We start from the raw sequence: 25378 nt of genomic DNA on the forward strand, positions 1-25378 counted from the left end.
GCGTATCTGAGAGACGTATCTACCTTGGATCGACGGCTCAACCCTGTTCGTTGATTGTTCTTCGGAGAGAGGATGAAGGGGAACGCGTTGGGTTGGCATCAATAGTATTTCGCGATGGACGCAAATCAACGGGCGTCGGATTCCCATCGAATGGGAATCCGCCATCTATTCATCCCTGATCACTTCGATAGCTTTGCTAGAGAGACTCAGTCGACGGCCAAGATCAGCATCTCACAGACCCACATGACGAACACAGTACTCAACACCGAAATCGATCGCAGTAGTACCGGTGAGCAGACTGCCGAATCGCAGTCGCTTACTACCTGTCCGGAATGTCAGGGACGAATCGTTCGCGATGACGAGCACGGTGAGACACGCTGCGAAGACTGTGGGCTGATTTGCGAAGACAGGGCACTCGATCACGGTCCCGAGTGGCGTTCTTTCGATACTGAGGAGCAGGACGAAAAGAGTCGCGTCGGCGCTCCAACGACGCAGTTGATGCATGATAAGGGTCTCAGCACGACGATCGGCTGGCAGAATACCGATGCCTCTGGACGGGCCGTTCCAACGGAGAAACGTGCTCGCTTAGAGCGGCTCAGAACATGGGACGAACGGTTCCGGACGAAAGATGCCCAGGAGCGAAACCTCAAGCAAGCACTTGGTGAGATCCAGCGGATGGGTTCCGCGCTGGGGCTCCCCGAGCCGGTTCGCGAAACGGCCGGAGTCCTGTACCGCCGCGCCGTCGAATCGGATTTACTCCCCGGTCGGTCTATCGAAGGGATGGCGACCGCCTCACTGTATGCCGCTGCACGGCAACAGCATTTCCCACGGCCGCTGACCACGTTTGCAGACGTCAGTCGCGTCGAGAAAATCCGCATCCAACGAGCGTACCGTTATCTCTCTCGCGAGCTTGGCCTACAAATTGAGCCCGAGGATCCGTCGACGTACATTCCCCAATTCGCGTCAACCCTAGAAATCAGTGATGAAGCTGAACGAACGGCACGAGAGCTACTTGACGTAGCAAAGAATACCGGCACTCACAGCGGAAAGAGCCCTGCGGGATTAGCCGCAGCCGCCCTCTATGCAGCGACTCACTTGACTAACGAACAGCTCACCCAGGCAACAGTGAGTAACGCCGCGGATGTGAGTATGGTCACGATTCGGAATCGCTACCAAGAACTCCTCGAAGTCTACGCGGAGCAACTGTAAGTCTGGACGGGGCCTGAAGCAACCAACTCATGATACAGCGTACTATCTACCGATGTACGAACCGAACCGAGATATGAGTACGTTCGAGCACAAGACGGATGCAGAAATTCTAGAGACACTCCTTGAGCACGCTCCAGTCCACGTCACGGATCTCGCTATGGCAACAGACACGCATGCGATAACAGTCGATCAAACTTGTTCGCGGCTATACCAGCAAGGATTAATCTATCCTCTCGGTCGAGGGTGCTACAAAGTGACAGACGCCGGAAGACGGCTGGTGGAGACTGAATGCGATTTGTGAGTATAAGGATGTCCATCTCTCATGTCGATTCCTATACCTAGTAGCGTCTCCTTGAAACATGTCTCAGACGGTTTCGTTACCTGTGTGGCCACTTCGACCGTCTTTCGTGAGAGTTCACCTGCACACCAATCGAATGTCATATTCCGGAGCATCTCTTAACTCAGATAATGGTGCGCGATTCAGCGTCGTCCGAGGACTCCCCATCCTTGCAGAACGTCCTGGACGCGCTGGACGACCCCGACTGCCGAGCCATTCTCAGAGTTACAACTGAACCCATGACCGCAAACGAACTTACGGACACCTGTGACATCCCCACATCGACGTTGTACCGGAAACTGGAGCTTCTCAGTAACGCCTCGCTCGTTCGCGAGCAAGACACGATCAATCCCGGAGGTGGCCGCACGACTCGATATAAGCGAGATTTCGACGACGTAACGATCTCGATGACTGAGGAAGACGATTTTTCGGTGACGGTCGAACGACCGCCCCGGAAGGCCGACGAACGGCTCGCTGATATCTGGTCGACAATGGGTGACGAACTATGACTTGGATGGGGACGGCGATCGTCGTCGTAAAGACGGTGATTCTGCTCTTGGGGAGTGGAATCACCTACATTGCATTCAAAGCGTATCGTCGGACTGGAGCCCCATCGATGCGGGCTCTTGGCATCGGGTTTGGGACTATCACCCTCGGAGCACTTCTCGCTGGAATTGCTAATCAACTGCTCTCTGTTTCGCTTGAAGCCGGCGTTTTGATCAACAGCGTCCTCGTTGCAATCGGGTTTGCGATAATCATGTATTCACTCTATCTCGAACGTGGGTGATCTCTGCGTTCGCCTCCGAAGGTTCGAAGTCGAAGTCGGTTTGTATAGCAATCCCAATACTCCCACGTATTGATGACCGACAGCTCAGACAATGCTGACGAAGAGGCTCGCTCCTTCCGAGAGATTGGTAAAGGACTGTTAGACGAAGAGATGGGGCCGAGTTCTTCGATGGCACACCTGTATCGGGGGGAAATTCATCGGATGAAATTCTGGCGTGAACGCCTCGACCGAACGACGAACTGGGCCGTCATCATGATGGCGGCGATCCTCACGTGGGCCTTTTCGAGCCGAACGAATCCCCATTACGTGATTCTCGTCGGCTGGGCTGCACTGACGGTCTTTCTCGTCGTCGAAGCGCGCCGTTATCGGGGGTACGACATCTGGCGCTCCCGCGTCCGAACGCTCCAGCGAAACGTGTTTGCACTGGGACTAGATCCGTCTCGCGAACTTGCTGACCCTGATTGGCGGTACAAGTTGGCCGACGACTACGACCAGCCGACACTCAAAATCACGATGGAGGAAGCGATTACACACCGGCTGCGGCGGATCTATCTCCCGCTGTTCGCAGTCCTACTTGCTGCGTGGGTCATTCGTGTCACAGCGTTCGTCGAGCAACCGTGGCCATCGAGTGCTGCAATCGGTCAGATTCCTGGCGAATTCGTGACGGTCATCGTCTCTCTGTATGCACTCATACTCGGAGTTATTGCCTGTCGCCCCCGAACATGGTACGCGGAAGAAGAACTGCGGACGAGTGATTTTCGAAGGGATCAGTGAACTACTAAATTGAGTTGCCCCACTGGATCGGTATTGATTCGAAATCAGCCGCAATAGTGACCTACTCGATCAGGACCAATAGGTCCGTTGTAGCTTAGATGAGGAGTTGAATGTCCGATTCCGCCATGTCCTGGATTGCGGTCGCAGCGCCGACACCGGTCGTCACGCCGTCGTAAAAGTCGGCCTCGTCATAGTCCATCAGGTCAATGGTCATCTGACACGCTTGGAACTCGACGCCCATCTCCAGTGATGTCTCGATGAGTTCCTCGATGGTCGCGGTATCGTTGTCCTTAATTTGCTTTTCCATCATCTTTGTCGTCACGCGGTCCATACCGGGGAGTGCACCAACGACGTTCGGAACGGGCATGTTGGGGTTGCCCACCGAACTGAGCTTGAGCTTTTTCGACCGCTCCTCGTGGAGAATATCCAGACCCCAGAACGTGTGGAATACAGTTACTTCGTAGCCGAAGGCAGCCGCCGTGCTCGCGAGGATGAGCGGCGGGTACGCCATGTCGAGCGTCCCTTTCGTCGCGATGATCGACATTTTCTGTTGGTCATCACCCGTCGTATTCTCGACAGTAGCGAGTCGAGTTTCGAGCTGTTCGATGCGTGCTTGGAGCTCCTCTCGACTGAGTGTGTCTGTCGTCTCTCCCGTTTCAGTCGACGTCTGGGTTCCGTCGTTTGTTTCGGTGCTCATTCGTTACTCGGTCTTGCGAACGTAGTGTTTGTACACGTCATCGCCTTCTTCTTGGTCGAGGAGCTCGACCCCATCGGTCGTCTCGGCCCATCCAGCGAGGTCGCTCATACTCCCCGGGTCGGTTGCGAGGACTTCGAGAACGTCATCGGTAGCGAGCTGGTCGACAGCCTGTTTGGTCTTGACGACGGGCATGGGGCAATTCTGTCCTTTGACATCGAGGCTCTCTGCGATTTCGTCTTCCATCATAGTATTGACTTCGACACCCAATACTGGACACGGCAGTAAAAGTGTATCGATGGCAATTCCAATACCTCACATTACCATAGGGGTTATTATGTAGAAAAGCGGCGTGGTATAGCTATGAGCGTAAAAATTGGGGCTATAGTATTGTTCGATATTTGGTTTTCTATGCGAATCTTTATTGGCGTGTGGCTGGTAGCAGTGGGTGACGATGACCGAAGCGACTCCAGAGACTGATGGAGCGGTCGAATCGATTACGCCCACAGAATTGAAAGCACGAATCGACGACGGTGAAGACGTGTTCCTCCTCGACGCCCGCTCGGAAGGAGACTATGCGGAGTGGCATATCGATGGGGAGACCGTCGACATCGTGAACTATCCGTATTTCCAGCTCCTCGACGGGATCCCGGAGGACTTGCTCGCCGATCTCCCAAGGGATCAGACGGTTACCGTCCTCTGTGCGAAAGGCGGGTCAAGCGAGATGATCGCCGAGTCGCTCGAAGCCGAGGGCTACGACGTCAACCATCTCGAACACGGTATGAAGGGCTGGGCGCGCATCTACGAATACACGGAACTCGACGTTGATATCGACGCCACAGTCGCCCAGTACCAGCGTCCATCCAGTGGGTGCCTCGCGTATCTCGTTGCTTCGGACGGTGAAGCGGCTCTTATCGATCCACTTCGCGCGTTCACTGACCAGTATCTTCAGGACCTCCGACTGTTCGGGGCTGACCTCAAATACGCTCTAGATACGCACATCCACGCGGATCACATCTCTGGGATTCGCGAACTCGCTACGGAGACCGGGGCGTCCGCGGTTCTCCCCACGCCCGCAGCTGACCGCGGTGTCGGCTACGACCTCGAGTACGAAACTATCGGTGACGGCCAGAGACTCACCGTTGGAAATGTCGAACTCGAAGCGATCCACACGCCCGGGCACACGACCGGCATGACTGCCTACCGGGTCGGAGACGTGCTGTTCACCGGCGATGGCCTCTTCACCGAAAGTGTTGCCCGTCCGGACCTGGAGGACCCGGAGGCTGCGAGGAACGCCGCTCGGACGCTGTACGAAAGTCTCCACGAGAAGGTCCTCCCCCTCCCTGACGAGACGGTCATCGCACCTGCACACTTCAGCGATGCAGCGACACCGACCGACGATGGTACCTACACAGCTACACTCGGCGACCTCCGCGAACGCATGGACGCTCTTTCGATGAGCGAAGAAGCGTTCGTCGAGTTCATCGTCGCCGACATGCCACCCCGGCCGGCCAACTACGAGGAGATCATTGCGACGAACCTCGGTCAGGCGGCACCGGACGACGATCGAGCGTTCGAACTCGAGCTCGGTCCGAACAACTGTGCGGCCAGCGACGAGGCGCTCACCAACTGATGATGGAGTCAATCATACCACTGCTCGCGGTCGGTGAACTCTTCCCCCGAGGAATCACGCCGTATCTCCTCGGTGGACTGCTCGTTGGACTCGGAGCCGCGATCATCTACCTTGCCACGGGCATCATCGCGGGTGCGAGTACGTTTCTCGAGTCGACGCTATCGTACGTCTCGGACGTGCCGCGGTTCAATCGCTTCAAATACGTCCAGTCGCGCGGGTGGCGGCTGGTATTCACCGCCGGTATCATCAGCGGTGCGGCGATCTGGGGGCTCGTGTTGCACCCCGGTATCTGGACGACCGATGTCCAGTGGTGGCGACTGCTCGGCGGGGGTTTCCTCGTCGGCGTCGGCACCCGCCTCGGAAAGGGGTGTACCTCCGGGCACGGTGTTTGCGGCGTCGGATCGCTATCTAATACGTCACTCGTGAACGTCGCCACCTTCCTTGTCGTCGCCATCGGGACGGCACAGCTAGTCCAAGCCCTGGGGGTGTCGCCGTAATGGCTGAGACCGTGCGCAGTCCGTGGTTTCTCCCCGTCATCTACGTCGGTGGGCTCGTCTTCGGGCTCGGGTTGGCAATCAGCGGGATGGCCCGCCCCGAAGTCGTGCTCGATTTCCTCCAGTTCGAGGATTTCGGTCTACTCTTCGTGATGGGCGGAGCCGCAGTCGTGACCGGGATTACGTTCGCAATTGCGACACGCTCGCTCAACCGCGCGCCGCTGACCGGAAGCGAGTACACGCGCCGTCTCAAGGACTTCGATCGCAACGTCCTCGTCGGTGGTGGTATCTTCGGCGTTGGCTGGGGCCTCTCCGGCATCTGTCCTGGGGCCGCATACGCAAGTATCGGTATCGGGAACTACCCCATCCTCTGGTCCATCGTCGGCATGTTCCTCGGTGCGTACGCACAGGGCTACTGGCGGACGCTCCGTGCCGGAGATGCCGCTGACGGGGTTGAATCGACGGCTGATTGAATATCATGTTCAAACTGAATCACCCATCACACCTACAGCAATGGTATAGCGTCAAAATGACTCGATCACACAAAACTCTAGGTGGCAAGTGAAATGTTCGGTATCGAAACGCTGAGCAGTACCTCACAGGCAGCGGCACAAATCGGTCTCGTCCTCGCCGAGTCGATTGTGCTGTACGTGGGCTACGGCGCGCTCACGCAAGCGGTCGGTCCGACGGTACTCGATACACTCGGTGGTGAGTAATAATGGACGTGTTCGGAATGAGCCTCCTGTTGATTCTCGCGTTCGTCGGCTTCGGCCTGATGATCGGGACGCTCTTCGGCTTCTTCGGTATGGGTGGATCGTTCCTTGTTACGCCGGCGCTGTTGGTCATTGGCTACCCGGCCGAGGTCGCCGTCGGAAGCGGCCTTGCGTTCGTCTTCGGGACGAGCGTCATCGGTGCGATCAAACATCGCGACCACGGGCACGTTGATTACAAACTCGCGGCCATCATGACTGTCGCCATGACGATCGGCATCGAGGCTGGGAAGTACGTGGTTCTCTTCCTCAAAGCGACGGGCCAGGCGGATCTGATCATCAGTATCGCGTACGTCGGTCTACTGGCCATCGTCGGTCTGTTCACCCTCCGGGACGCTCGTTCGACGGATGACGAATCCAGCGTCGATCTGTCCGAAACGGTACAGGGAATCGAGCTTCCACCGATAGTCACCTTACGCGGTGACATCCAGGTGTCAGGTGTCATCATCTTCGCCGTAGGGCTGGCTGTCGGTGTCCTCTCCGGATTCCTCGGTGTCGGAGGCGGCTTCTTGTTGATGCCCGCCATGATGTATGGCCTCGGTGTTCCAGCTGCAGTCGCCGTCGGAACGGATATCCTACAGATCACCATCTCAGGAGCGTACGGTGCGTTCTCGTATGCACAGGCCGACGCCGTCGCACTTCCCGTCGTCGGTGCGATGCTGATCGGGAGCGCCCTCGGTGCTCGCATCGGTGCCGGCGCGACGGATCTCGTCGACGAAGATGACATCAAGGGCTACTTCGCCGCGATGTTGCTCGCGGGGAGCCTCGCTGTCAGTGCGAAGCAACTCGGCACCGCGTACGGAATTGAGGCGCTGAACACCGTGAGTATCGTGCTCATCTTCGGTGCAGCGCTACTCGTGAGCAGTGCTGTCGTCCTCGCCGCGATCTGTCGGCTCCGAGGGGATGCTACCGGAACGTGGTGCCGGCTGACCACATCGTAGCGTACAGTCTTGTACCGACTATACAAACGTTTTTACGAACTAGGGACGTACACTCGAGTATCGTATGACCGATTCGATGAGTGAAATGCTCCGCCAGGACATGACCTGTGAGGGCCTGCTGGAGTGTTTCCACGGGACGAAGGAACTCGACAAGGACGTGTTCGGATTGCTTGTAGAGAGTTCTGAGCCCCTCACTGTCGACGAAATCGCCGAGCGTATCGACCGTGAGCGGTCGACGGCGTATCGGGCCGTCCAACGACTTATGCAGGCCGGGTTCGTCCAGAAAGAACAGATCAACTACGATCAGGGCGGCTACTATCACGTCTACCGACCGACTGACCCCGACAAAATCGCTGACGACATGCAGCGGATGCTCAACGACTGGTACGCGAAAATGGGGCAACTAATCGGCGAGTTCCGCGAGAAGTACGACCAGCAGATGGCCGATCCGGTCGCGGCCGAACAGTGACGCTACACGAAGTCTTGCTGACGTTCCGTATTCCCCTCTTGAGACGGATCGACCACCCAGTATAGCAGGTATGGCCGAAGATTCTCCCACCCACCCCCTTTTCGCAGCTCTCTACGATCCGGTAACGGCAGTCGCCGAACGAACGGTTCTCCGTCCCCATCGAGAGTATCTTGTTCGTAACCTTACGGGGCGTGTACTTGACCTGGGTGCTGGGACCGGTGCGATGTTCCCGTACTTTTCAAACTCCGAGGCTGCCTCCTTGCACGCGATCGAACCTGACCCCCATATGCGAAAACAGGCCGAATCGAAGGCGAGCGAGCTTGACTTAGAGATCGATATCGGCGACGCGAGTGCCGAGTCGTTACCGTACGGAGACGACCAGTTCGACACCGTGGTCGCCTCGATGGTGTTCTGTACGATCACCGACGTGGAAGCGGCTCTCGCGGAAGTTCATCGGGTCCTGAAGCCGGGCGGTGAGTTCCGGTTTCTCGAACACGTCCACGCTGACGGATGGCGAGCTACTGTCCAGAACGTACTGGCACCGCTGTGGCGGCGAATCGCGGGGGGGTGCCATCTGAACCGACAGACGATCTCTCAGTTCACGGCCACCCCAGAATTCGATACTCTCGAGATCGAACGCCTCGATGTCGGGATGACGCCGGTCTGGCCGTTCGTCCGCGGTCGCCTCCGAAAACGCGAGTGATTGAAGTTCAACTAGGTTATAGTACCGCTCTCGGGTCGATAGCTGTATCCAGCTGTGCTTTTTGCCCAACTCTGAGAACGGACGTCGTCTCTTGAACTAATCCGTTTCAGTCGTCGTCGAAGATGTCGACGCCGCTGGCATCATTCCTCGGCGGACAGTCATGATGACGCCGCTAGCGAGCATCAGGACGGCGATAGCGACCATCCCGCCGTCGACGGTCGCCACTCCGGACGCCATACCGCCGTTCATTCCCGATCCCATCCCGGAATCCATCCCACTTCCCATGGGATCCCGCGTCAGCATGAGTCCCTGATTCAACAGCATTAGCACCGCGTACCCGATCATAAGTGGTCCGCTCGCCGTGCCGAGCCGAGTGGCTACCGGAGTGAGGAGGACGACACCGTGGATCACGACGACGACACCGAGTGCCAGCATGAACCAGGCACTGCCCGACATTCCACTCCCGGCCGTCGACAGGTACACCGAATAACTCCCCGATATAAAAGCGATGAGACTCCCGTAGAGCCGCATCGTCGATATCGGTGATGTGGGCTCTCCCATGTCCGCCACTATCATTTGTCGTACGTGTTTATCCCGGCCACTTGGTTTGCGGGGCACTTCTGCGTCGTTCCAGTAATAACGAAGATCGCGCCAGCGACGAGGATGAGTGCTGTCACGGCCAGTCCGACAGTCCCCGCAAGTCCGATATCGAGATAGCCAGCGAGGAGTGCGACACCGATCGCGACGAGGATAGGTCCGCCAATGAGTCGTGCTGTCCGGTCGAGGCCGCCGACATTCTTTTCCATACTGATTTCAGTTAGGCAGGTGGTCTATTAACAGTTTGGCAATAGTGTACAATACCCGCCCGGCAGAACCGAGTCTCTAACTGAAATTGATATTTGAACTCATCTGAATATTCGAGAGTACTACGTTCGAATACCGACGATGACGAACGTCTCTGGGCGAGTTGATTCGGACTGAATATCGAACCCGCCCTCACGAAGCGCTGTTGCCGCTTCTTCTACGGTAAATCGCTCCTCGAGAGGTGGACCGCTCTCTCCTCCCCCATGGGCAGACCAGTCGGCGATGACAATGCGACTGCCCGATGCGAGCACCCGTTTCAGTTCCTGTATCGCGTCACCGCTCGTGAATTCGTGGTACGTCATCGTCGAGAACGCCGCATCGAGCTGTCCATCCTCGAACGGGAGGTCTTCGACACCGCTCGTGATGAGTTCGACGTTGTCCGGAACGCCCTTCTCATGATAGTAGTCGTGCATGGCATCCTGTACGTCGACACCGTAGAGATGATCGACGTGAGGAGCGACGTCGTCGGTGTAGAATCCCGTTCCACTTCCGAGATCGGCAATAACGTCACCACCGGTCGTGGAGAGTGCAGCGACCAACTCTTCCGCTGAGAGGTATCGGTACCGCTGACTGGCATCTTCTAGCTTATCAGCTCGGTCAGGGTCGAAAGTATGATGGCCCATCTATGCGAATAGTTGTGCACACTCTGTGAAATATTCTCTGTTTGAGTTTCCTCCCTTCTAACCGTCTAGCCCCGTTCGTCTAATACGGCTTATCTATCCGAATTTTGGCGTTGTCGTAGGCCAACCTCATTTTCACTGTCTTACAGCGCGAGTACTATTCACATGGCCATCTCAGCCCAGATTACGCTTACAGTCCTGATGGGGGTGTTTCTCCTCATTGTCGTTGCGTGGCTTGCTCGCGTCGAGGATTGGCGTACCTATACTCCGCTCACAAGTGGTGGAAGTCCTGGACACGAACGGGAACAGGTTACCGCGGAGAAGCCGAGTGGACTCATTCGATGGCTGACGACAGTTGATCACAAGGATATCGGCATTCTTTATGGTTTGTTCAGTCTCGTCGTCCTGTTTTGGGCTGGCACAGCGGCGCTGTTGATGCGAGCGGAACTGACAACACCAGAAACGACGCTGATAGGGGCAGACCTCTACAACGGGTTAATGACGACCCACGGAACGACGATGCTTCTCGTCTTTGGCACGCCAGTTCTCGCTGCGTTCGCGAACTACCTCATCCCGCTGTTGATCGACGCGGACGACATGGCATTCCCTCGCGTCAATGCGATCGCATTCTGGCTATTACCTCCTGCGACCCTGCTCGTTTGGGCAGGATTCTTTCTTGCTCCCCTCGGCATTGGAGTCGAGCCATCAACGACGAGCTGGACGATGTACACGCCATTATCGGCGCAGTTACCGAATCCGGGCGTGGATCTATTTCTTCTCGGGCTTCACCTTATCGGGCTCAGCGGGACGATGGGGGCGATCAATTTTATCGCGACAATCTTTACCGAGCGAGGCGAAAACGTCGGCTGGGCCGAGCTCGATATCTTTTCGTGGACCGTTCTTGTACAATCCGGGTTGATCCTGTTCTCCTTCCCCGTGCTTGGATCTGCGATCGTTATGCTGTTACTCGATCGTAACTTCGGAACAGTATTTTTCGCTGTTGAAGGTGGAAGTCCGATTCTCTATCAGCACTTATTCTGGTTCTTCGGACATCCTGAAGTATACATTCTCATTCTCCCCCCGATGGGGATGCTCAGTTTAATCATTCCCCGTTTCTCTGGGAGGAAATTATTCGGGTTCAAATTTGTCGTTTACTCGACGTTGGCAATTGGTGTCCTCTCATTTGGAGTGTGGGCCCACCATATGTTCGCGACCGGTATAGATCCGCGAATACGCGGAAGCTTCATGGCCGTCTCGCTGGCGATTGCTGTCCCCAGTGCAGTGAAAACCTTCAATTGGATCACCACGATGTGGAACGGACGAATTCGGCTCACTGCTCCGATGTTGTTCTGTATCGGGTTCATCTCGAACTTCATCATCGGTGGTGTCACAGGAGTTTTCCTCGCATCGATTCCGGTTGATTTGATTGTCCATGATACGTATTACGTGGTGGGACACTTCCACTACCTCTTCGCCGGAGGACTGCTCTTTGCTGTGTTCGCAGGCATTTATTATTGGTTCCCAGTGTTCACAGGGAAAATGTATCAGCGACAGCTGGCAAAGTGGCACTTCTGGTTGATGATGATCGGCGTCAACGTGACGTTCTTTGCGATGCTCCTACTGGGATATGACGGGATGCCTCGTCGATACGCCACGTATCTCCCCCGATTTGTTACTTTGCATCAGATCACTTCGGTGGGGGCCTTCATACTCGGTGTAGGGATGATTATCTTCCTTTGGAACGTGGTCCAGTCAGCGATCGAAGGGCCGGACGTGAACGACGCAGACCCGTGGGATTTGGAAGAAGAAGGACTGCTCACGCACGAGTGGGAGTGGTTCAGGCGCAAGCGAGAAGCGGTCCTCGCAGACGGAGGAGACGACACATCTGCCGACGCAAAAACAGACACGGACGAGTGATTATTATGTGCGCCTGGCAGCTCAACCGCGAAACAGTTCTCGACCTCTCTGTGAATATTATCCCGTTAGGGATTCTTCTCTTCTTTAGCATCCTATTTATGATCGTGAATCCATGGGGGTGGGATCCATTTCCCATCGTTCTCACTCACTTCCTGACCCTCTTCCCGTTCGTCCTCCTCGCTATCCTCAGTTATATCGCTGGTCTGAAAATCCAATCAGAGGAGCAAGGAGAGTAAATTACGGACCGCAGAAATCACGCGTAGATAATGCAGATCAGTACCGTCACGAATCAAGGCCTGAGTCTCGAAACTCATCGTTTCGGTCGCGAAGAACGACACCAGCGTTAGGATGCTGGTCGGCGTCTTCGGCTATTTCCCCTTGTTCACGGAGCTCTTGAAGCTGAGCTTTCACGTCATCGCGGTCGACATGCCCCACAACAGCGACGACATCAAGGAGCGGTTGTTCGGGGATTCCAGGGCCAGCCCCGCCGCGACCGAGATCGTCTTTGAACTCCGGGGCTTCATCTTGTAGAAACGCGATGTACTCGCGGATGTCAGCCGTCTCACCGAGACGATCGTGCCATGCTTCCGGATAGCGACTGATTCGTCCCGAAGCCAGCTCATAGATGGCTTCCTTCCCAGCCCATGTATGTGAGTCTGTAAGCTGTGTGTTCAGTTTTTCATGGAAGGTTTCGATATTGAATTGATCGTCACGGCTCTCTGAGAGTGTCTCCGCATAGGACTCAATTGTCTCGCGTGAGATCCCTGGCTGTTCGTGGGGATGATGACGCTCAATGAGCAAGAGTAGATCCTCAAGAAGGAGAGACTCTCCCTTGTGTCGAATTTCTCGGAGGGCATCCTCATCGATTTGTGCCATATCGAAGATACAACGACGAGATCAATAATTGCGTTGGCTACTCTTCACTGAGCTCGCTTCCGTTATAACTTACTCAACTGTTTTACGACTGGGGAGATGGCTTCGCGTCTGCGTATCTCCCTTGTTCGATCGGTGCACCGACAGTGTTCCCCCACTCGACCCACGAACCGTAGTAATGTCGGACGCATTCATACCCGAGCAATTCGTGCAGAACTACCCAGGCAAGTGCTGACCGCTCACCGATTCGGCAGTACACTATCGTTTCTGCGCCTGTGTCTGTGATCGATTTGTATACCGCTTGGAGTTCACTCAGGGACTTGAACTGTCCATCCTCTCTAACGACTTGATTCCACGGGATATTGATCGCACCAGGGATGTGCCCGCCGCGCTGGACCCCCTCGTTCCACCCCGGTGGAGCCAACACTTCGCCTCGATATTCCTCCGGAGAGCGGACGTCGACGATCGACACATCACCGTTGAGTGCGTCTCTGACGGTCTCCCTATCGACACGAATCTCATCATTCACGTCAGTCACTGTGTACGTCCGTTCAGCGACAGACGGACGCTCTGTGCTTAGGGGGAAGGATTGCTTGATCCAGTACTCTCTCCCGCCATTGACGAGCCTGACGTCCTCGTGCCCGTAATACTTCAACAACCAGTAGGCGTAGGCAGCAAACCAGTTCTTCATATCGCCGTATAGAATCACAGTCGTATCGGGGGTTACACCGTACGATCCGAGCAAGGTTTCGAAGTCGTCCCGGGGTGGAACGTCGAAGGTTTTTGGATCTTGTAACTTGATGTTCCAATCGAGGGCGAATGCACCAGGAATATGGCCTTCTGCATATACATCGGTGTCAACGCTGACTTCAAACAGTCGCAAAGCTGGATCATCATCTCGAATATCGTCAAGTCGGTTCTTAACCCACTCGGGAGAGACAAGAATATCGTTTGTGTACGCCACCATTCTTGATACGGATTCTTTCTGGAAGTGCTTTAAACTCGTGTTGTAGTCCGCCAACGGGAGAGGTATGTAATCCAAACACGGCTACCTGCCATAGCCTTCTAACGGTTAGGACAAGATGTGAAAGGTACTTATCGGGGAACGATACCTACAGATAAAGGGCAACTCCCCAAGCTATGGCAAGTGCGATTCCCGAACCTACAAGGGTTCCTAGAGCATTTCCTATCGCTTGCGGACGCCTACCGATCTCCCAAAGTCGAACTGTCTCAACGGAAAATGACGAGAAGGTCGTAAACGACCCACACATACCGGTTCCAAGCAGAAGTGCGACCGAATTATCCAGATTGACAAATGTAATGAGACCAAGAACGAAACTGCCGAGGACATTGACGATGAATGTCCCCACTGGAATCTCTTCAGTTTCGACCCATTAGCTGACTGCTGTTCGCAATAGTGCACCAAGCGCACCGCCCGTCCCAACGATGTGGGCTGGATCAAACACAACCATTAGGACCACCTCCAATCGACGTGCCGTGCTAGTGACCGTCCGAGAAAGACACCTGAAAATCCGAGAGTATAGTTTGCTATGACGTTCAGTGCTAACCATATTGGCGCTGCCTGCGCCGACTGGAGAACGAACGTACTGTACGTGGTAAACGACGAGAGAAATCCTGTCGAGACTACTGCTCGCGTTTCATTTGCAAGTACCCCCGAATAGAGCGTCTCGTACAAGACGAATCCAAGGACAAAACTACCGATAGCATTTACGATCAGTATTCCGTGCATCCCACCGAAGAGCGATTCGGTGAAATAGCGGAGATTCGAGCCGGCGAGTCCTCCAATTGCTATCAATACAATTGATTCGACACGAGCGAGCGGATGAGTCTCTTTGCCTGCCATGAGTATCTTCTTTGAAAAGGAGTCATCACCCGACGAATTCGGCGGTTGTATCAGGCAGACTCCATTGCCCTTCACAATAATCAAGACGGGACATTGTTATACAACCTCCAAAATTGTTTACAGATAGATAAGGAAGGAATTTATATATTATACTGTAATCTTCAATTTCTATGATGGTGAATTTCGAAGCGTCTCGAGTCACTTGCTCTCTAGCAGATCACTAGGTGACGTACATGGGTTAGTACGACTAATCCTCGACAGACTCTCCGATATACCCCCGAGCAAGCTTCGCTTCGGCTTGTCGAAGTCGATACGAGAGCGTCGAGCGGGGCATGTCCAGCTGGTCGGCGAGGTCGTCAAGTTTGATCTGCCGGGGTGTTTCGTAGTATCCGTTCTCGATTGCTACTTTCAGTGCTGCCCGTTGTGAGGTAGGGAGCGACACCGCTGCAAGTGTATCCTGTTGCCAGCCCTCCGCGTCACGAAGATGGCCCATTCGGAACGTGAGACTTGACCGCAGTGCCGCCCCGAGTGAGTCGTAAAGCATTCCAACCTTCTCGTCAGACCGCATTAGAATGCGCCAGTCGTGTCGATCTTCCTGGCGGTGGGTTTCAAAAATTAGGCCTGATGGCAAATATCGCCCTGCGAGGGTGTGGACTGATTCACAGCCACTAATGCCCTCGAGGTACGTGTACAATACCCGTTCGTTGTTCGTTCGTTTGAGTACATCGTGATGACGTGTTGCCGTACAATCTATTTCAGTTATCGATTCACCACAGATCGTATCGTCGAATCGGAGTTCTTCGATACGGTTCAGTGCCGCTGTCGGTCCGGTAATGCGTTCAATACGCCAAAATTGGTCTTCGGTGACACAACTATCGAGCGAGTGAGCGGTCATCTCCGGGTTTTCGATGAACACCTCCATCACAGGGTCGGCAGTTGCGTCGTACTCGATGCCGAACGTGAATTCGCGCATTATCCCCCTCCTCGAATCGTAGCCAGCGAGAAGTTTTGTCCTTTCGAGTTCCACTGAAGATACCTCTTCATGGATAGTCGATGGGATTGTGATCTCAGGTCCGGCATGCTCCAAACTAAGAAGTTCAACATAAAAAGTGTTGTCGTACGCCAAACACAGATCTACAGTTGCTCAACCTAATTGTACTGTATGCATGGGCAGTCGAATGTGGCCGTCCAACTCACCCACAATTCAGAGACGGAAACTACAGGTGAGTCAACGTGTCCTGAATGTGGTGCCTTGCTCCGGCAGGATGAGGAACACGGTGAAACGGCGTGCTCCGAATGTGGGCTCGTCGTCCAAGAGGACGAACTCGATCACGGGCCGGAGTGGCGAGCATTCGACGCCGCCGAAAAAAAGAATCGTTCACGGGTCGGGGCGCCGACAACAAAGTTGTTACATGACGATGGATTGAGCACGGTGATCGATTGGCAAGACACCGATGCAAACGGCAACGCGCTTTCCTCAAAGAAGCGCCAACAGATGCAACGGTTGCGGACATGGGACGAGCGATTCCGCTCGAAGGATTCCCAAGAACGAAATCTCAAACAAGCACTCGGGGAGATCGACCGGATGGCGAGTGCACTTGGTCTCCCGAAAGCCATTAGAGAAACAGCAAGTGTTATTTATCGACAGGCTCTCGACGCTGACCTCCTTCGGGGTCGATCGATCGAGGGCGTTGCAAGTGCTAGTCTCTATGCCGGTGCGCGACAGATGGGAACTCCTCGAAGTCTTCAGGAGGTGGCGACCGTGTCTCGGGTAGAAAAACTCCGTATCCAACGCGCCTAACGCTATATCGCTCAGGAACTCAGTCTCGGAGTTGAACTGGCCGATCCTCATAGCTATATCACCCGGTTCGTCTCTAATCTTGACGTCACACATGAGGTCGAGCAGATCGGACACGAACTCCTCGATGCAGGGCAGGCTCAGAACGTCCACAGCGGAAAAAGTCCGGTGGGACTCGCTGCGGCGTCGGTCTACGCTGCTTCCCGGCTCGCAAACCAACGGGTCACCCAAGAGAACGTAGCGGCTGCGACAGATGTGAGTATGGTGACGATCCGGAATCGGTATCAGGAGTTGCTCACGGCCTATGAGAATAGGTGAGTGCTGGAGTCTCTACCCCTCTGGCATTTCTTGCAGCTCCTTTGCTCGCTGAATACCTTCATTGGCCACACCTTCGATCGAACGGTCGTTGTGCTTTGCAAGAATCTGAATGAGGTGGGCTAAAAATAGGCCATAGTCGGCGCTACTTGATTCTCGACAGCCGCTCAACATCACTGGACCATCTTCCATTGCGGTGAATAGCTGAAAATACTCGACTTCCTCGCTATCAAGGAGAATCATTGCTCCCTCCCGCTGTCGTTCGAAGTCTGATGGTTCGTTCATTATGTATCTGCCTTAGTTCGCAGTAGGCTAGAGTTTAGCCAGTGGATCTCGGGAAGGGAGAAGCCCGTTAGCCCGAGTTAGTCGCCCTTCTGTGCCTGGCCCATCCGTCGGAGGAACTCTACGAGGGTCCCAAACCCTCGCTGGACATCATTGTCTCGAAGAGCGTTGAGTAATCCCCAGACGCTTGTTCGTTCCGTTGTTCGGTCATCCGTGAATGCACTCAGTCCAGCGTCGACCGAATTGATGAGGTTGGGGTCGCCGAGTCGTTCGGTCAGCGAGAGCATATTCCCGAGGTTCTGCCCCATCTCGTACGGTTCGAGTTCCCGATCGCCACGGGCATCCGAGAAGCCCGCTGCAACCATTCGGAGTTGTTCGAAGGAACTCCGTGAGTCAGCGGCAGCAGCCTTCAACTCGGGCGTCAGATCGGTCACTAACCCCTCGGTTGCCTCCAAGATGTCAAGGAGTTCGATGAATGTGTCTGTGTTCTCACCGAGTTTCTGGAGCAGGACGAGAGGTTCCTGCCCTTCGAACGCGACCCGGAGTTCTTCAAGCGGTTCGCGGGCATCAGTGGCGACGGTTTTGACCTCCGGCACGAGGTCGTCCGCGAGCGATTTCGTCGCATCCAATAGCTCAAGCAGTTCAGTGAGTGTCTCCGCGTTTTCTCCAACCGTCTGGAGAAGTACCAGCGTTTCCTCCCGTTCGAGCGCCAGTCGGAGTTGTTCGAGTGACTCACGCGATTCGGCGGTTGCAGTTTTGAGTTCCGGCGCGAGGTCGTCACCGAGTCGCTTTGTCGCTAGCAGGAGATCGAGGAGTTCAACGAACTCATCCGCGTTCGCTTCGACGCGCGTGACCAGTTCGTCCATTTCGGACTCTGATGGGGCTATCGTCCCCTCAACGTTGCTCGTCATCAGTTTACACCGGGGCAGGGTCGTACCCCTTCATCCACATGTTCCAGTAGGTCGCGGGCAATACGTTGACGTCGAGAACCCAGTTGGCGCGGCTCTCGACGGGAGCAGAGAGCGCGTCCTCGTAGTCGAACTCCGCGATAACCGCTTTCCCCTTCTGAGTGAGGAGCGGACAGGCCGCGTACCCGTCGTAGTGGCCGCGCATGGGCTCACCCTCCATGTGTGCGATGAGATTCTTGGCGACGACAGGTGCTTGTTTGCGCGCTGCTGACGCCGTCCGGGATTTGGGAGCGCTGTCACAGTCTCCAAGCGCGAACACGTTGTCGTACTCGGTGTGCTGGAGCGTATGTTGGTCGACCGTGACGTACTGCGGTGGTCGCTGTGGGTCACCGGAGTAGATCCCCTCCTGCTTGTCGAACGTAACGGGGTCACCACCCTCGGTCAGTGGTGAGTTCTCCGCGATTGAGTCAGCCCCATACTGCGGCGAAACCGGCGCATACATGTCGTACTCGATTTCGTCACCGTCCGTCGAGCGGACGACCCGGTTCTCGTGGTCGACTTCCGCGACGGAGAAGTTCGGGACGAACTCAATGTCGCGGTCGGCCCAGATCTCCTCCATCTTGCTTTTGTACGGTTCCACGCCGAAGACCGCCTCTCCGGGCTTGGTCATAATGACCCGTGAATCCTCCCGAATACCCGTACGGGACATGTAGTCTTCCATCAGCATCGACATCTTCAGCGGTGCGCCCGCGCACTTAATCGGCGTATCGGGAACGGTCACGAGGAAGGTTCCGCCATCGAACTCGTCGACGGCGTCACTCATGTCAGTCGCGGCGTCGTAGTGGTAGTACGGGAACACCTCGTCCGTTTCCTGCCATCCCTCGGTCATCCCTGGAACCGTCTCCGGTTCAAGTACGTGACCGGAAACCACGATGAGGTAGTCGTACTCAACGTTTTCGCCCGCACACTCGACGACCTGCTCGTCAGGATCGACGCCAGTCACTTCGTCCTGGTGGAAGTCAATTCCCGGTTTCAAAAGGTCATCTACCGGCCGCATCTGTGCCTCCGGCATCATATAGTCGAACGGAAGGAGGTAGTACGACGGCTGGTAGTAGTGCGTGTCGCTCTTATCGATGACTGTGATGTCGGCCTTGTCACGCTGGAGTTTTCGTCGAAGGATGTTGGCTGTCATCGCTCCTCCGGACCCAGCGCCAATGATGGCAATCCGTGTCATATGCTGCTTTTTATCAAACTCGGTGCAAACGTGTTAGGGGTTCTCTTGGCGAGCGCCAACTTTCAAGATAAGCGGTAAGAGTACCGCCTTGAACTAGACTGCGATATCGGTCAGAAGAAGTAGAGCAGTGCTCCGAGAGTGAGGCTACTCACCAAGACTAAGCTGATCGAGACGACGACAACGGGAGTAATTCCCGACTCCCGGAGTTCACCGATATTGATACTGAGCCCTAACCCAGCGAAGGCGACGAGAAACAGCCAGTTGGACGCGTTGTCGAGAGTTTGAATTTGCGCCTCCGAGAAGATGCCTGCACTCCCGAGCAGCATGAGGACGACGAATCCAATAATGAATTTCGGGAAGCTATCCCAGAGGTAGTGCCATTTGTTCTCGACCGATGCAATCGTTGCGCCTCGTCGACTGTAGTACAGGGCATATCCGATCGCGACGACGCCGATGAGAGCGTTTCGCGTGAGTTTGACCAATACCGCCCACTCTCCCGCTGCTCGCGAGTACGCAAACCCAGCTGCCGTGACTGGACCAGTACTGAACATCGTCGTGCCGGCCCAAATCCCGAAAACGACATCGGGAAGCCCAAGCATTCGTCCGACGAGTGGATAAACGACGAGCGTAGCTGCATCGAACAGTAGTACCGTCGCGGCGGCATACGCAATCTGCTGCTGGTCAGGTTTGATACTTCCTGCGACCGCAGCCACAGCCGACACACCACAGATACTCGAGCCAGCTGCGAGAAGCGATCCGATTTTCTCGGGGATGTCAAAGAGTTCTCGGGCCAGTATCTCGACTGTGAGGACCGTCACACAGACCGCGATCCCAACTACGAGAAGTACCTGCAGGCCGGCGTCAACGACTTGCTGAAGCGCGACTGTGACCCCCATCAGGACGATTCCTGCTTCCAGCCAGAGACTATGTGTATCGACACCAGCCGCAGCCCAGTCGGGGACACCGACCGTGTTGGCGACGAAAACACCTAATCCGATGACGACGATCAAATGACTCCCGAGTGGAACAACTGATGTGATGCCACGAGCGAGGAGTCCAAGCGCCAATAAAACACTCAAACCTGGAAGGAGACGATGCAGTACTCCCATCGTCACCACGGAATGGGCAGCCCCAATCCGACCGCGAGAACGAGAACTGACGAGAGACAGATCGCCTGCCATCCACGGTCTAACGACGTCCAGTAGTGACGGAGGCTGCCGAGTGGTTTATCAGAACGCTGAGTCGATTCCTGAGGTTCTGCTTTCCGGTGTCCCTCGTTACTCATCATATACTATGACCGTTGAAATTCGGATAAGAATTCGTTTGGCGAGCGCCAACTGTTATACTACTCAATCTCTGAGCTACTCGTCACTAGAACGTTAAGTCGGGCAATCATCGTTTTCTCACGGAAGACACCCGTATTAATGAGCACCGGAATACTAGCATCATTGAACAAACCAAGTTAACTGACTGCATCTGCTTCCAAGACGATGTTCGCCAATTCTATTGAGTCAGAAACCTAATGGCAGGATACTGTGGCTTCAACTTACTACACCGCTCTCAAGGGAATTGCTTTCAGTATTGGCGCGTTCCTCCTCTTTGGGATCGTGACCGGACTAATACCGAACCCCTTCTATGTACGGATGGTTCCGCGTACGCCAGCAGACTACCTGTTTCTCACCACTACCTCATTATTTGTGGGTGCATTTATAATCCAACGAGAGATGGCTGATGAACCGATCGGAGGACGTACGGCAACAGGAGGTGTCATTGGCGGGTTCTTAGCATTCGGATGCCCAATTTGTAACGCTGTGTTACTTACACTCTTCAGTTCGTCGGCTCTCATGACGTATTTCGATCCACTTCGACCTGTACTAGGCGTGGTATCCATTCCCCTATTCGCTGCCCTCCTGTACCACCAACATCAACGGAATTGTCCGACCTGTTGAGTAGACTGAGTGCTCTAAAGATCGTCCTAAGAGACCCACCCCAAAATATAGACCTCATCGTTGTACCCCAAATCGCTGTAATACTCTGTCTACCGCTATTACAGTACTGCCAATAAAGATCCATAGGGCCAGAACGGCAACAAGTAGTACTACCCAGTGTGGTACTGGTGTTGGCGCCATAGTGCCGTGTAATGGAGTGCTCCACACGAGAATGCTGAGAGACAGTAGGACGGGTGAATCAATCATGGATTCTTCGGTTATTTCGAACTAGAGACGCCAATTCAATCGAGCTCTTCCGCTCCCCTGGCTCGTTCTTGTAGTCCCGTTCTGTAGACGTAATACCCAGCGGCGATAAACAGAAGACTGACCACGAGCCAATGCGGGTTGTATTGGCCTCCAAACGATAGTGGTTGACCCCCCGGTCCTACAGGTTGATGCAGACCTAAGAGGGCATGGTCAACGACGGAGTCATACACGTCAAATACACCGAGGCCGATTATCGCAGCGCCAGCCAGTGGTCGCATGGCCAATGGAACATCAGTCCGCCGTTCGGACTGCCAGAGAAGCCCCGCCCCGACGCCCATGATAATCAGCATCCCAACAGAAAATAGACCGTCAGCGAGGATGTTTGTTTGGAGGCCATTTAGCGTGTTCATCGGGTACAGTCCTGAAACGAGATGATGCCACTGAAGGATATGGTGTAGCACGAGGACGTCAATGAGTCCGCTAAATCCAAAACCAAACACCCCTGCTGCCAGAAGCGATCGTCGAGTTATCACGTTATGTGCGCGATTAGCTGCTGAAGTCGTTCGTCCACCCATAGTCAAAGAGAGTTCGCGGGACATTCGGAAAACTCTGGGGGCACCAACTAGAAATTGGATTTCTGAACATCGTAATTTGTGCCTCGCCAATATCATTTGAACCGAGCAGGAGATATATCGAAGGATGATACACGAATTAGTTGGCGATCAGAACACCGACTGGGTGACAGTTCCATCAATACCATTCGTGTACCACGGTATATGAGTACAGGCACGAATGACAACGACGACATTGTAAAGTTCAACATGAAGGTGCCAAATCGGCCTCTCGACGAACTCTATGAGCTGGCGGCGGAATTGAATTACACTAACCGCTCAGGATTCATCCGTGATGTCTTGCAGGACATCACGGAGCCGATTTCGACATCCGGAGCACAGGAAGGCGTCTCTCAAGGATATGTAGATGTGGAAGCGAGGCGGACGATGTCGATTACGGAAGCGAAGGATCGACACCACAGACGATCGCAAGGAGTGAGAACTGACGAGTGCACGACGTCGTTCTGACAGAAATATTCTCTTTAATCGTTAGTATTTTAAAACAGAAGACTCAAAGATTGTTATTAACAAATTCAAAGACATTGGGGATGCTCTTAGATACTTCCTCGATCGGTTGAAGAGCATCCTGGCTACAAGCTTCGCATTGGTGACTTCCGTGACCTGATCGACTGGAACAAGGACAACGAGATGATATACGACATCAATGTTTTTGAGCGGAAGAAGGAGTACCGAGAGCTAGGGAAATACCGTGAAGTGTGGGGGAATTTTGGCGAGACGACGAGCAGCATACTCAGTGGGCCGAACGTCCCAGGTATGACTCCAAGATCGTAGCTTGTCGCCTCTTAGCCGAGGATCGAACCGCCAGGTATGTACCCGAACGAGCGGAGTGAATACCACGTCACATAGATGCCGATCACTACGAAGGCCGTACTCCCGACGAGGCGAGCGGTCTGTCCGTACTGGCCGAGCGAGAGCGTGTTCCCGGTGACGCGTGCAGCGACGCTTACTCCCAGCACGAGAGTCCCCATTCCCGCCGCAAACGATCCAAATACGGCGAGTCCTTCAACAATCCCCTGTGTTGTGAACGACGTGAGAACCAGTCCCAGAAAGACTGGGAGATTACACGCAAGGCTCCCAATCCCGTACACAATGCCGAACACAACAAACGCTGGAATCGTTGCTGAACCCCGCTCTGGTAGCTGAACTGACTGCAGCGGAGAGACGTTGTAGTAGTACATGATGCCAATACCAATCAAGAGCGGACCGACAAAGAGTTCCAACGACACGAGATACGGTTCGATCCACTGACCAAGAAGAAGCACGACGCCGCCGGTGAGCAGATAGACAGCAACTACACCGGCCGTAACGAATCCTCCGACGCGAAGTCCATCGAGTACAGCGCGTCGACCGAGGCCCATCAGCATAAGGATGGTACCCATGACGACAACTGCAACTGGTGGGAAGTAACTTCCCGAACCAAATTTGGCGAGTGGAACAATTAGATTGTACCCAGGGAGCAAGACACGAATGCCGGCGACCGCCATGTAGAAGAGTGGGATCGCCCCAACGATGAAAACGAGTGCGCCATTCACAAGGAATGCAATCTGTATGGGTCCAGACGTTCCTGTATCGGTTTGGTCTCCGTGAGCTGGCTCTTCGTCATGCGTAAAAAAGTACGAAAGATAGGCGGGGAGGAGCCCAACACTACAGGGGGCAAAAAACATCAAGACACCCGCAGCGTACGCTGCGACTAATACTGACGAGGATGCAAACAGTTCCATTAATTAGTCCTCTCCAGTAGACTAGTTGATCGTACAGTAACGCGGATCGCCGGCACGAGCCAAATACGCAAGTAACAGGACGACCCTGCAAAGCCGTAGCAGATTGCCGTGGAACGGCATCGTCGCCAGTGCACAGCAAAGCCAACCAAACCGAGAACGCCAGCCCCACATCTCGCACAGCCGGACGCGAGAAGGCCTGGTATGGCACTCGACAATCCACCAGTTTTGGAAAGTCCGAGTTGTGTGATCCGACCAATGACGTTCGTGATAGCAATGCCAGTCACTATCGCGTACGAAACAATCAACCCGAGACCGATGGCTCCAATCGTTGCGTACGTGTTCGCAGTGAGCGCAACAAGTGCGGTATCGAGATACCCGAGATCGGCACTGAGCATCTGCAATGAGTATTCCAGAAACGAACTCAGAATGAGAAGGAGATACGTCGCAACGGCAAATCCGACGAACAGGAGACTCCGAGCGTGAGACGTCAACGGATAGGCCAGCGCTGCAACGAGCTGTTCGGTATAGTGTTCGAGTCGAAGTTCCGTCACGCGTTCTGCACCCGAGTAATCGCTTCGTTGAATCGATCGTATGGTTGCGCTCCGACGGGTTTCCCGGCGGTATCTGCATCGCGATGGTAGAGAATGAAGGCAGGAGTCCTACGGATCCCGAACTGTGATGCCTGATCGATATCCTCGTTTATCGGCGCCTCGATCGCGTTCCGATAAGTCCGCACACAGGTGTCGACAGCACTTGCATCCACTCCGTCGACGGTTTTTGTGATCTCGAGCAGGTTTTCTTTTGACGCCCATTCCGAGTTCTCTGAGCCCTGTTTATCGAAGAGCGTCGAATGCCACCGCCAGTATGCTTGCGGGGTGTCGCCTCGTACTTGCCGCCAGACACAGCGATCCATCACCGCCGCGGTCATTGACGCCTCCCCGAGATATGGGAGTTCAATGAATACGACCCGGACAGTCCTCGATTGGACGTGATTCCGAATGAGTTTCGGAAACGCATTCTGCTCAAAGCGACGACAGAACGGGCACTGGTAATCACACCAGTAGTACATGTCGATTGGGGCGTCTAAATCGCCCATAATCGGATGGCCTTCAAGACGGATCTCGAATCCGGTCGTTTTGGAACTTCGATGGAACGGGGCTGTTGCGGATGATGACTGACTCGACTGGAGTGTCGAGTCCCCGTACACGACTTCGCCGCCTGCGAGGAGGGTTCCGACACCGCCGAGAACAGCACGTCGCGTCGTCAGTGAGTCCAGAAGGTCCATTCTATATTGTGCAGAATATCCACGACACTAAACATCTGGTGTTATTCAGTGTGGACTCG

General features: G+C 54.8%; 30 protein-coding genes, 2 pseudogenes and 1 riboswitch. Of the genes and pseudogenes, 15 read left to right on the plus strand and 17 right to left on the minus strand.

All coding sequences use genetic code 11. From position 1 onward, the window contains the following. Nucleotides 1–243: 243 nt before the first annotated feature. The 4 genes from B208_RS0122100 to B208_RS0122115 all read left to right on the plus strand — a co-directional run bounded on the left by B208_RS0122100 (nucleotide 244) and on the right by B208_RS0122115 (nucleotide 3107). A complete protein-coding gene (locus B208_RS0122100) occupies nucleotides 244–1209 on the plus strand; it encodes a transcription initiation factor IIB (protein WP_026178030.1) in 966 nt (321 codons plus the stop codon). Nucleotides 1210–1677: 468 nt separating this feature from the next. Beyond that, nucleotides 1678–2055: a winged helix-turn-helix domain-containing protein gene (locus B208_RS0122105; protein ID WP_008387949.1), complete on the plus strand. Its 378-nt coding sequence runs from the start codon at nucleotides 1678–1680 to the stop codon at nucleotides 2053–2055. Next, nucleotides 2052–2333, plus strand: a complete 282-nt coding sequence (locus B208_RS0122110; RefSeq protein WP_007979207.1) for a DUF7521 family protein — start codon at nucleotides 2052–2054, stop codon at nucleotides 2331–2333. Before B208_RS0122105 ends, B208_RS0122110 begins: the two co-directional genes overlap by 4 nt. Before the next feature lie 72 nt (nucleotides 2334–2405). Then, nucleotides 2406–3107: a DUF2270 domain-containing protein gene (locus tag B208_RS0122115; RefSeq protein ID WP_007979205.1), complete on the plus strand. Its 702-nt coding sequence runs from the start codon at nucleotides 2406–2408 to the stop codon at nucleotides 3105–3107. Nucleotides 3108–3201: 94 nt separating this feature from the next. On the opposite strand, the gene B208_RS0122120 is transcribed toward B208_RS0122115, so the two are convergent. Together B208_RS0122120 and B208_RS0122125 are read right to left on the minus strand one after the other, a co-directional pair. Beyond that, the gene (locus B208_RS0122120) at nucleotides 3202–3804 is read right to left on the minus strand and encodes a DsrE/DsrF/DrsH-like family protein (RefSeq protein ID WP_007979203.1); all 603 of its coding nucleotides are present in this window, start codon (nucleotides 3802–3804) and stop codon (nucleotides 3202–3204) included. 3 nt (nucleotides 3805–3807) lie between these two features. Next, nucleotides 3808–4050 (minus strand): sulfurtransferase TusA family protein, encoded by a 243-nt coding sequence (locus B208_RS0122125; RefSeq protein ID WP_007979199.1) that lies wholly within the window; start codon nucleotides 4048–4050, stop codon nucleotides 3808–3810. Nucleotides 4051–4255: 205 nt separating this feature from the next. Here B208_RS0122125 and B208_RS0122130 point away from each other — a divergent pair, with 205 nt between their 5' ends. The 7 genes from B208_RS0122130 to B208_RS0122160 all read left to right on the plus strand — a co-directional run bounded on the left by B208_RS0122130 (nucleotide 4256) and on the right by B208_RS0122160 (nucleotide 8811). Then, the gene (locus B208_RS0122130) at nucleotides 4256–5434 is read left to right on the plus strand and encodes an MBL fold metallo-hydrolase (protein ID WP_026178031.1); all 1179 of its coding nucleotides are present in this window, start codon (nucleotides 4256–4258) and stop codon (nucleotides 5432–5434) included. A gap of 2 nt (nucleotides 5435–5436) precedes the next feature. Beyond that, complete coding sequence (locus B208_RS0122135; protein ID WP_026178032.1) at nucleotides 5437–5931, plus strand: YeeE/YedE family protein; 495 nt, start codon at nucleotides 5437–5439, stop codon at nucleotides 5929–5931. Continuing rightward, entirely contained in the window at nucleotides 5931–6401 is a 471-nt protein-coding gene (locus B208_RS0122140) for a DUF6691 family protein (protein WP_007979192.1), read from the plus strand. Before B208_RS0122135 ends, B208_RS0122140 begins: the two co-directional genes overlap by 1 nt. Nucleotides 6402–6494: 93 nt before the next feature. After that, a complete protein-coding gene (locus B208_RS24615) occupies nucleotides 6495–6644 on the plus strand; it encodes a DUF7512 family protein (RefSeq protein ID WP_018129179.1) in 150 nt (49 codons plus the stop codon). Between the two features lie 17 nt (nucleotides 6645–6661). Then, nucleotides 6662–7639, plus strand: coding sequence for a sulfite exporter TauE/SafE family protein (locus tag B208_RS0122150; RefSeq protein ID WP_026178033.1), 978 nt, complete (start codon nucleotides 6662–6664; stop codon nucleotides 7637–7639). A gap of 64 nt (nucleotides 7640–7703) precedes the next feature. Beyond that, nucleotides 7704–8108, plus strand: coding sequence for a helix-turn-helix domain-containing protein (locus B208_RS0122155; protein ID WP_007979185.1), 405 nt, complete (start codon nucleotides 7704–7706; stop codon nucleotides 8106–8108). A 70-nt stretch (nucleotides 8109–8178) separates the two neighbouring features. Beyond that, on the plus strand, nucleotides 8179–8811 hold the full coding sequence (locus B208_RS0122160) for a class I SAM-dependent methyltransferase (protein ID WP_073096812.1): 633 nt from the start codon (nucleotides 8179–8181) through the stop codon (nucleotides 8809–8811). Between the two features lie 96 nt (nucleotides 8812–8907). On the opposite strand, the gene B208_RS0122165 is transcribed toward B208_RS0122160, so the two are convergent. The 3 genes from B208_RS0122165 to B208_RS0122175 all read right to left on the minus strand — a co-directional run bounded on the left by B208_RS0122165 (nucleotide 8908) and on the right by B208_RS0122175 (nucleotide 10298). Next, nucleotides 8908–9387, minus strand: a complete 480-nt coding sequence (locus tag B208_RS0122165) for a hypothetical protein (RefSeq protein WP_007979183.1) — start codon at nucleotides 9385–9387, stop codon at nucleotides 8908–8910. Continuing rightward, the gene (locus B208_RS0122170) at nucleotides 9384–9617 is read right to left on the minus strand and encodes a YgaP family membrane protein (protein WP_007979182.1); all 234 of its coding nucleotides are present in this window, start codon (nucleotides 9615–9617) and stop codon (nucleotides 9384–9386) included. The genes B208_RS0122165 and B208_RS0122170 overlap by 4 nt, the downstream gene beginning before the upstream one ends. 120 nt (nucleotides 9618–9737) lie before the next feature. Next, complete coding sequence (locus tag B208_RS0122175; protein ID WP_026178034.1) at nucleotides 9738–10298, minus strand: class I SAM-dependent methyltransferase; 561 nt, start codon at nucleotides 10296–10298, stop codon at nucleotides 9738–9740. A gap of 162 nt (nucleotides 10299–10460) precedes the next feature. Between B208_RS0122175 and ctaD the strand changes: the two genes are divergently transcribed. Both ctaD and B208_RS25125 read left to right on the plus strand, forming a co-directional pair. After that, nucleotides 10461–12212: a cytochrome c oxidase subunit I gene (ctaD, locus tag B208_RS0122180; protein WP_007979179.1), complete on the plus strand. Its 1752-nt coding sequence runs from the start codon at nucleotides 10461–10463 to the stop codon at nucleotides 12210–12212. A 5-nt stretch (nucleotides 12213–12217) separates the two neighbouring features. Next, nucleotides 12218–12448, plus strand: a complete 231-nt coding sequence (locus B208_RS25125; protein WP_368085856.1) for a DUF6684 family protein — start codon at nucleotides 12218–12220, stop codon at nucleotides 12446–12448. A gap of 46 nt (nucleotides 12449–12494) precedes the next feature. Here the strand turns inward: B208_RS25125 and B208_RS23190 are convergent, their stop codons facing one another. The 5 genes and pseudogenes from B208_RS23190 to B208_RS0122200 all read right to left on the minus strand — a co-directional run bounded on the left by B208_RS23190 (nucleotide 12495) and on the right by B208_RS0122200 (nucleotide 15922). Further along, nucleotides 12495–13088: a hypothetical protein gene (locus B208_RS23190; protein ID WP_018129180.1), complete on the minus strand. Its 594-nt coding sequence runs from the start codon at nucleotides 13086–13088 to the stop codon at nucleotides 12495–12497. 82 nt (nucleotides 13089–13170) lie between these two features. After that, on the minus strand, nucleotides 13171–14052 hold the full coding sequence (locus B208_RS0122195; RefSeq protein ID WP_007979174.1) for a sulfurtransferase: 882 nt from the start codon (nucleotides 14050–14052) through the stop codon (nucleotides 13171–13173). A gap of 145 nt (nucleotides 14053–14197) precedes the next feature. Beyond that, a pseudogene (gene crcB, locus B208_RS23630) lies at nucleotides 14198–14557 on the minus strand (fluoride efflux transporter CrcB). Further along, entirely contained in the window at nucleotides 14557–14949 is a 393-nt protein-coding gene (locus B208_RS23635; RefSeq protein WP_007979172.1) for a CrcB family protein, read from the minus strand. The pseudogene crcB and the gene B208_RS23635 overlap by 1 nt, the downstream one beginning before the upstream one ends. A 9-nt stretch (nucleotides 14950–14958) precedes the next feature. Beyond that, nucleotides 14959–15027: riboswitch (Fluoride riboswitch) on the minus strand. 169 nt (nucleotides 15028–15196) lie between these two features. After that, on the minus strand, nucleotides 15197–15922 hold the full coding sequence (locus B208_RS0122200; RefSeq protein ID WP_007979170.1) for a helix-turn-helix domain-containing protein: 726 nt from the start codon (nucleotides 15920–15922) through the stop codon (nucleotides 15197–15199). 189 nt (nucleotides 15923–16111) lie between these two features. On the opposite strand from B208_RS0122200, the pseudogene B208_RS23640 reads away from it, so the two are divergent. Then, nucleotides 16112–17065: pseudogene (locus tag B208_RS23640) on the plus strand (transcription initiation factor IIB). A 12-nt stretch (nucleotides 17066–17077) separates the two neighbouring features. On the opposite strand, the gene B208_RS0122210 reads toward B208_RS23640, so the two are convergent. From B208_RS0122210 to B208_RS0122225, 4 genes are all read right to left on the minus strand, one after another. After that, nucleotides 17078–17347, minus strand: coding sequence for a hypothetical protein (locus B208_RS0122210; protein WP_232423937.1), 270 nt, complete (start codon nucleotides 17345–17347; stop codon nucleotides 17078–17080). Nucleotides 17348–17424: 77 nt separating this feature from the next. After that, the gene (locus B208_RS0122215) at nucleotides 17425–18255 is read right to left on the minus strand and encodes a DUF1641 domain-containing protein (protein ID WP_026178035.1); all 831 of its coding nucleotides are present in this window, start codon (nucleotides 18253–18255) and stop codon (nucleotides 17425–17427) included. Nucleotides 18256–18259: 4 nt separating this feature from the next. Next, entirely contained in the window at nucleotides 18260–19486 is a 1227-nt protein-coding gene (locus B208_RS0122220) for an NAD(P)/FAD-dependent oxidoreductase (RefSeq protein WP_073096810.1), read from the minus strand. A gap of 110 nt (nucleotides 19487–19596) precedes the next feature. Continuing rightward, entirely contained in the window at nucleotides 19597–20595 is a 999-nt protein-coding gene (locus tag B208_RS0122225; RefSeq protein ID WP_026178036.1) for a YeiH family protein, read from the minus strand. A 426-nt stretch (nucleotides 20596–21021) separates the two neighbouring features. Between B208_RS0122225 and B208_RS25130 the strand changes: the two genes are divergently transcribed. Then, entirely contained in the window at nucleotides 21022–21435 is a 414-nt protein-coding gene (locus tag B208_RS25130; RefSeq protein WP_073096808.1) for a hypothetical protein, read from the plus strand. A gap of 281 nt (nucleotides 21436–21716) precedes the next feature. On the opposite strand, the gene B208_RS0122230 is transcribed toward B208_RS25130, so the two are convergent. The 3 genes from B208_RS0122230 to B208_RS0122250 form a co-directional block, all read right to left on the minus strand. Further along, nucleotides 21717–22181, minus strand: a complete 465-nt coding sequence (locus tag B208_RS0122230) for a DUF2243 domain-containing protein (RefSeq protein ID WP_007979161.1) — start codon at nucleotides 22179–22181, stop codon at nucleotides 21717–21719. A 914-nt stretch (nucleotides 22182–23095) separates the two neighbouring features. Beyond that, nucleotides 23096–24034 (minus strand): cytochrome c biogenesis CcdA family protein, encoded by a 939-nt coding sequence (locus B208_RS0122240; protein WP_007979157.1) that lies wholly within the window; start codon nucleotides 24032–24034, stop codon nucleotides 23096–23098. 547 nt (nucleotides 24035–24581) lie between these two features. Further along, nucleotides 24582–25319, minus strand: coding sequence for a DsbA family protein (locus tag B208_RS0122250; RefSeq protein ID WP_026178038.1), 738 nt, complete (start codon nucleotides 25317–25319; stop codon nucleotides 24582–24584). Nucleotides 25320–25378: the final 59 nt, after the last annotated feature.

This window comes from Haladaptatus paucihalophilus DX253, from assembly GCF_000376445.1.
Classification (GTDB): Archaea; Halobacteriota; Halobacteria; order Halobacteriales; family Haladaptataceae; genus Haladaptatus; species Haladaptatus paucihalophilus.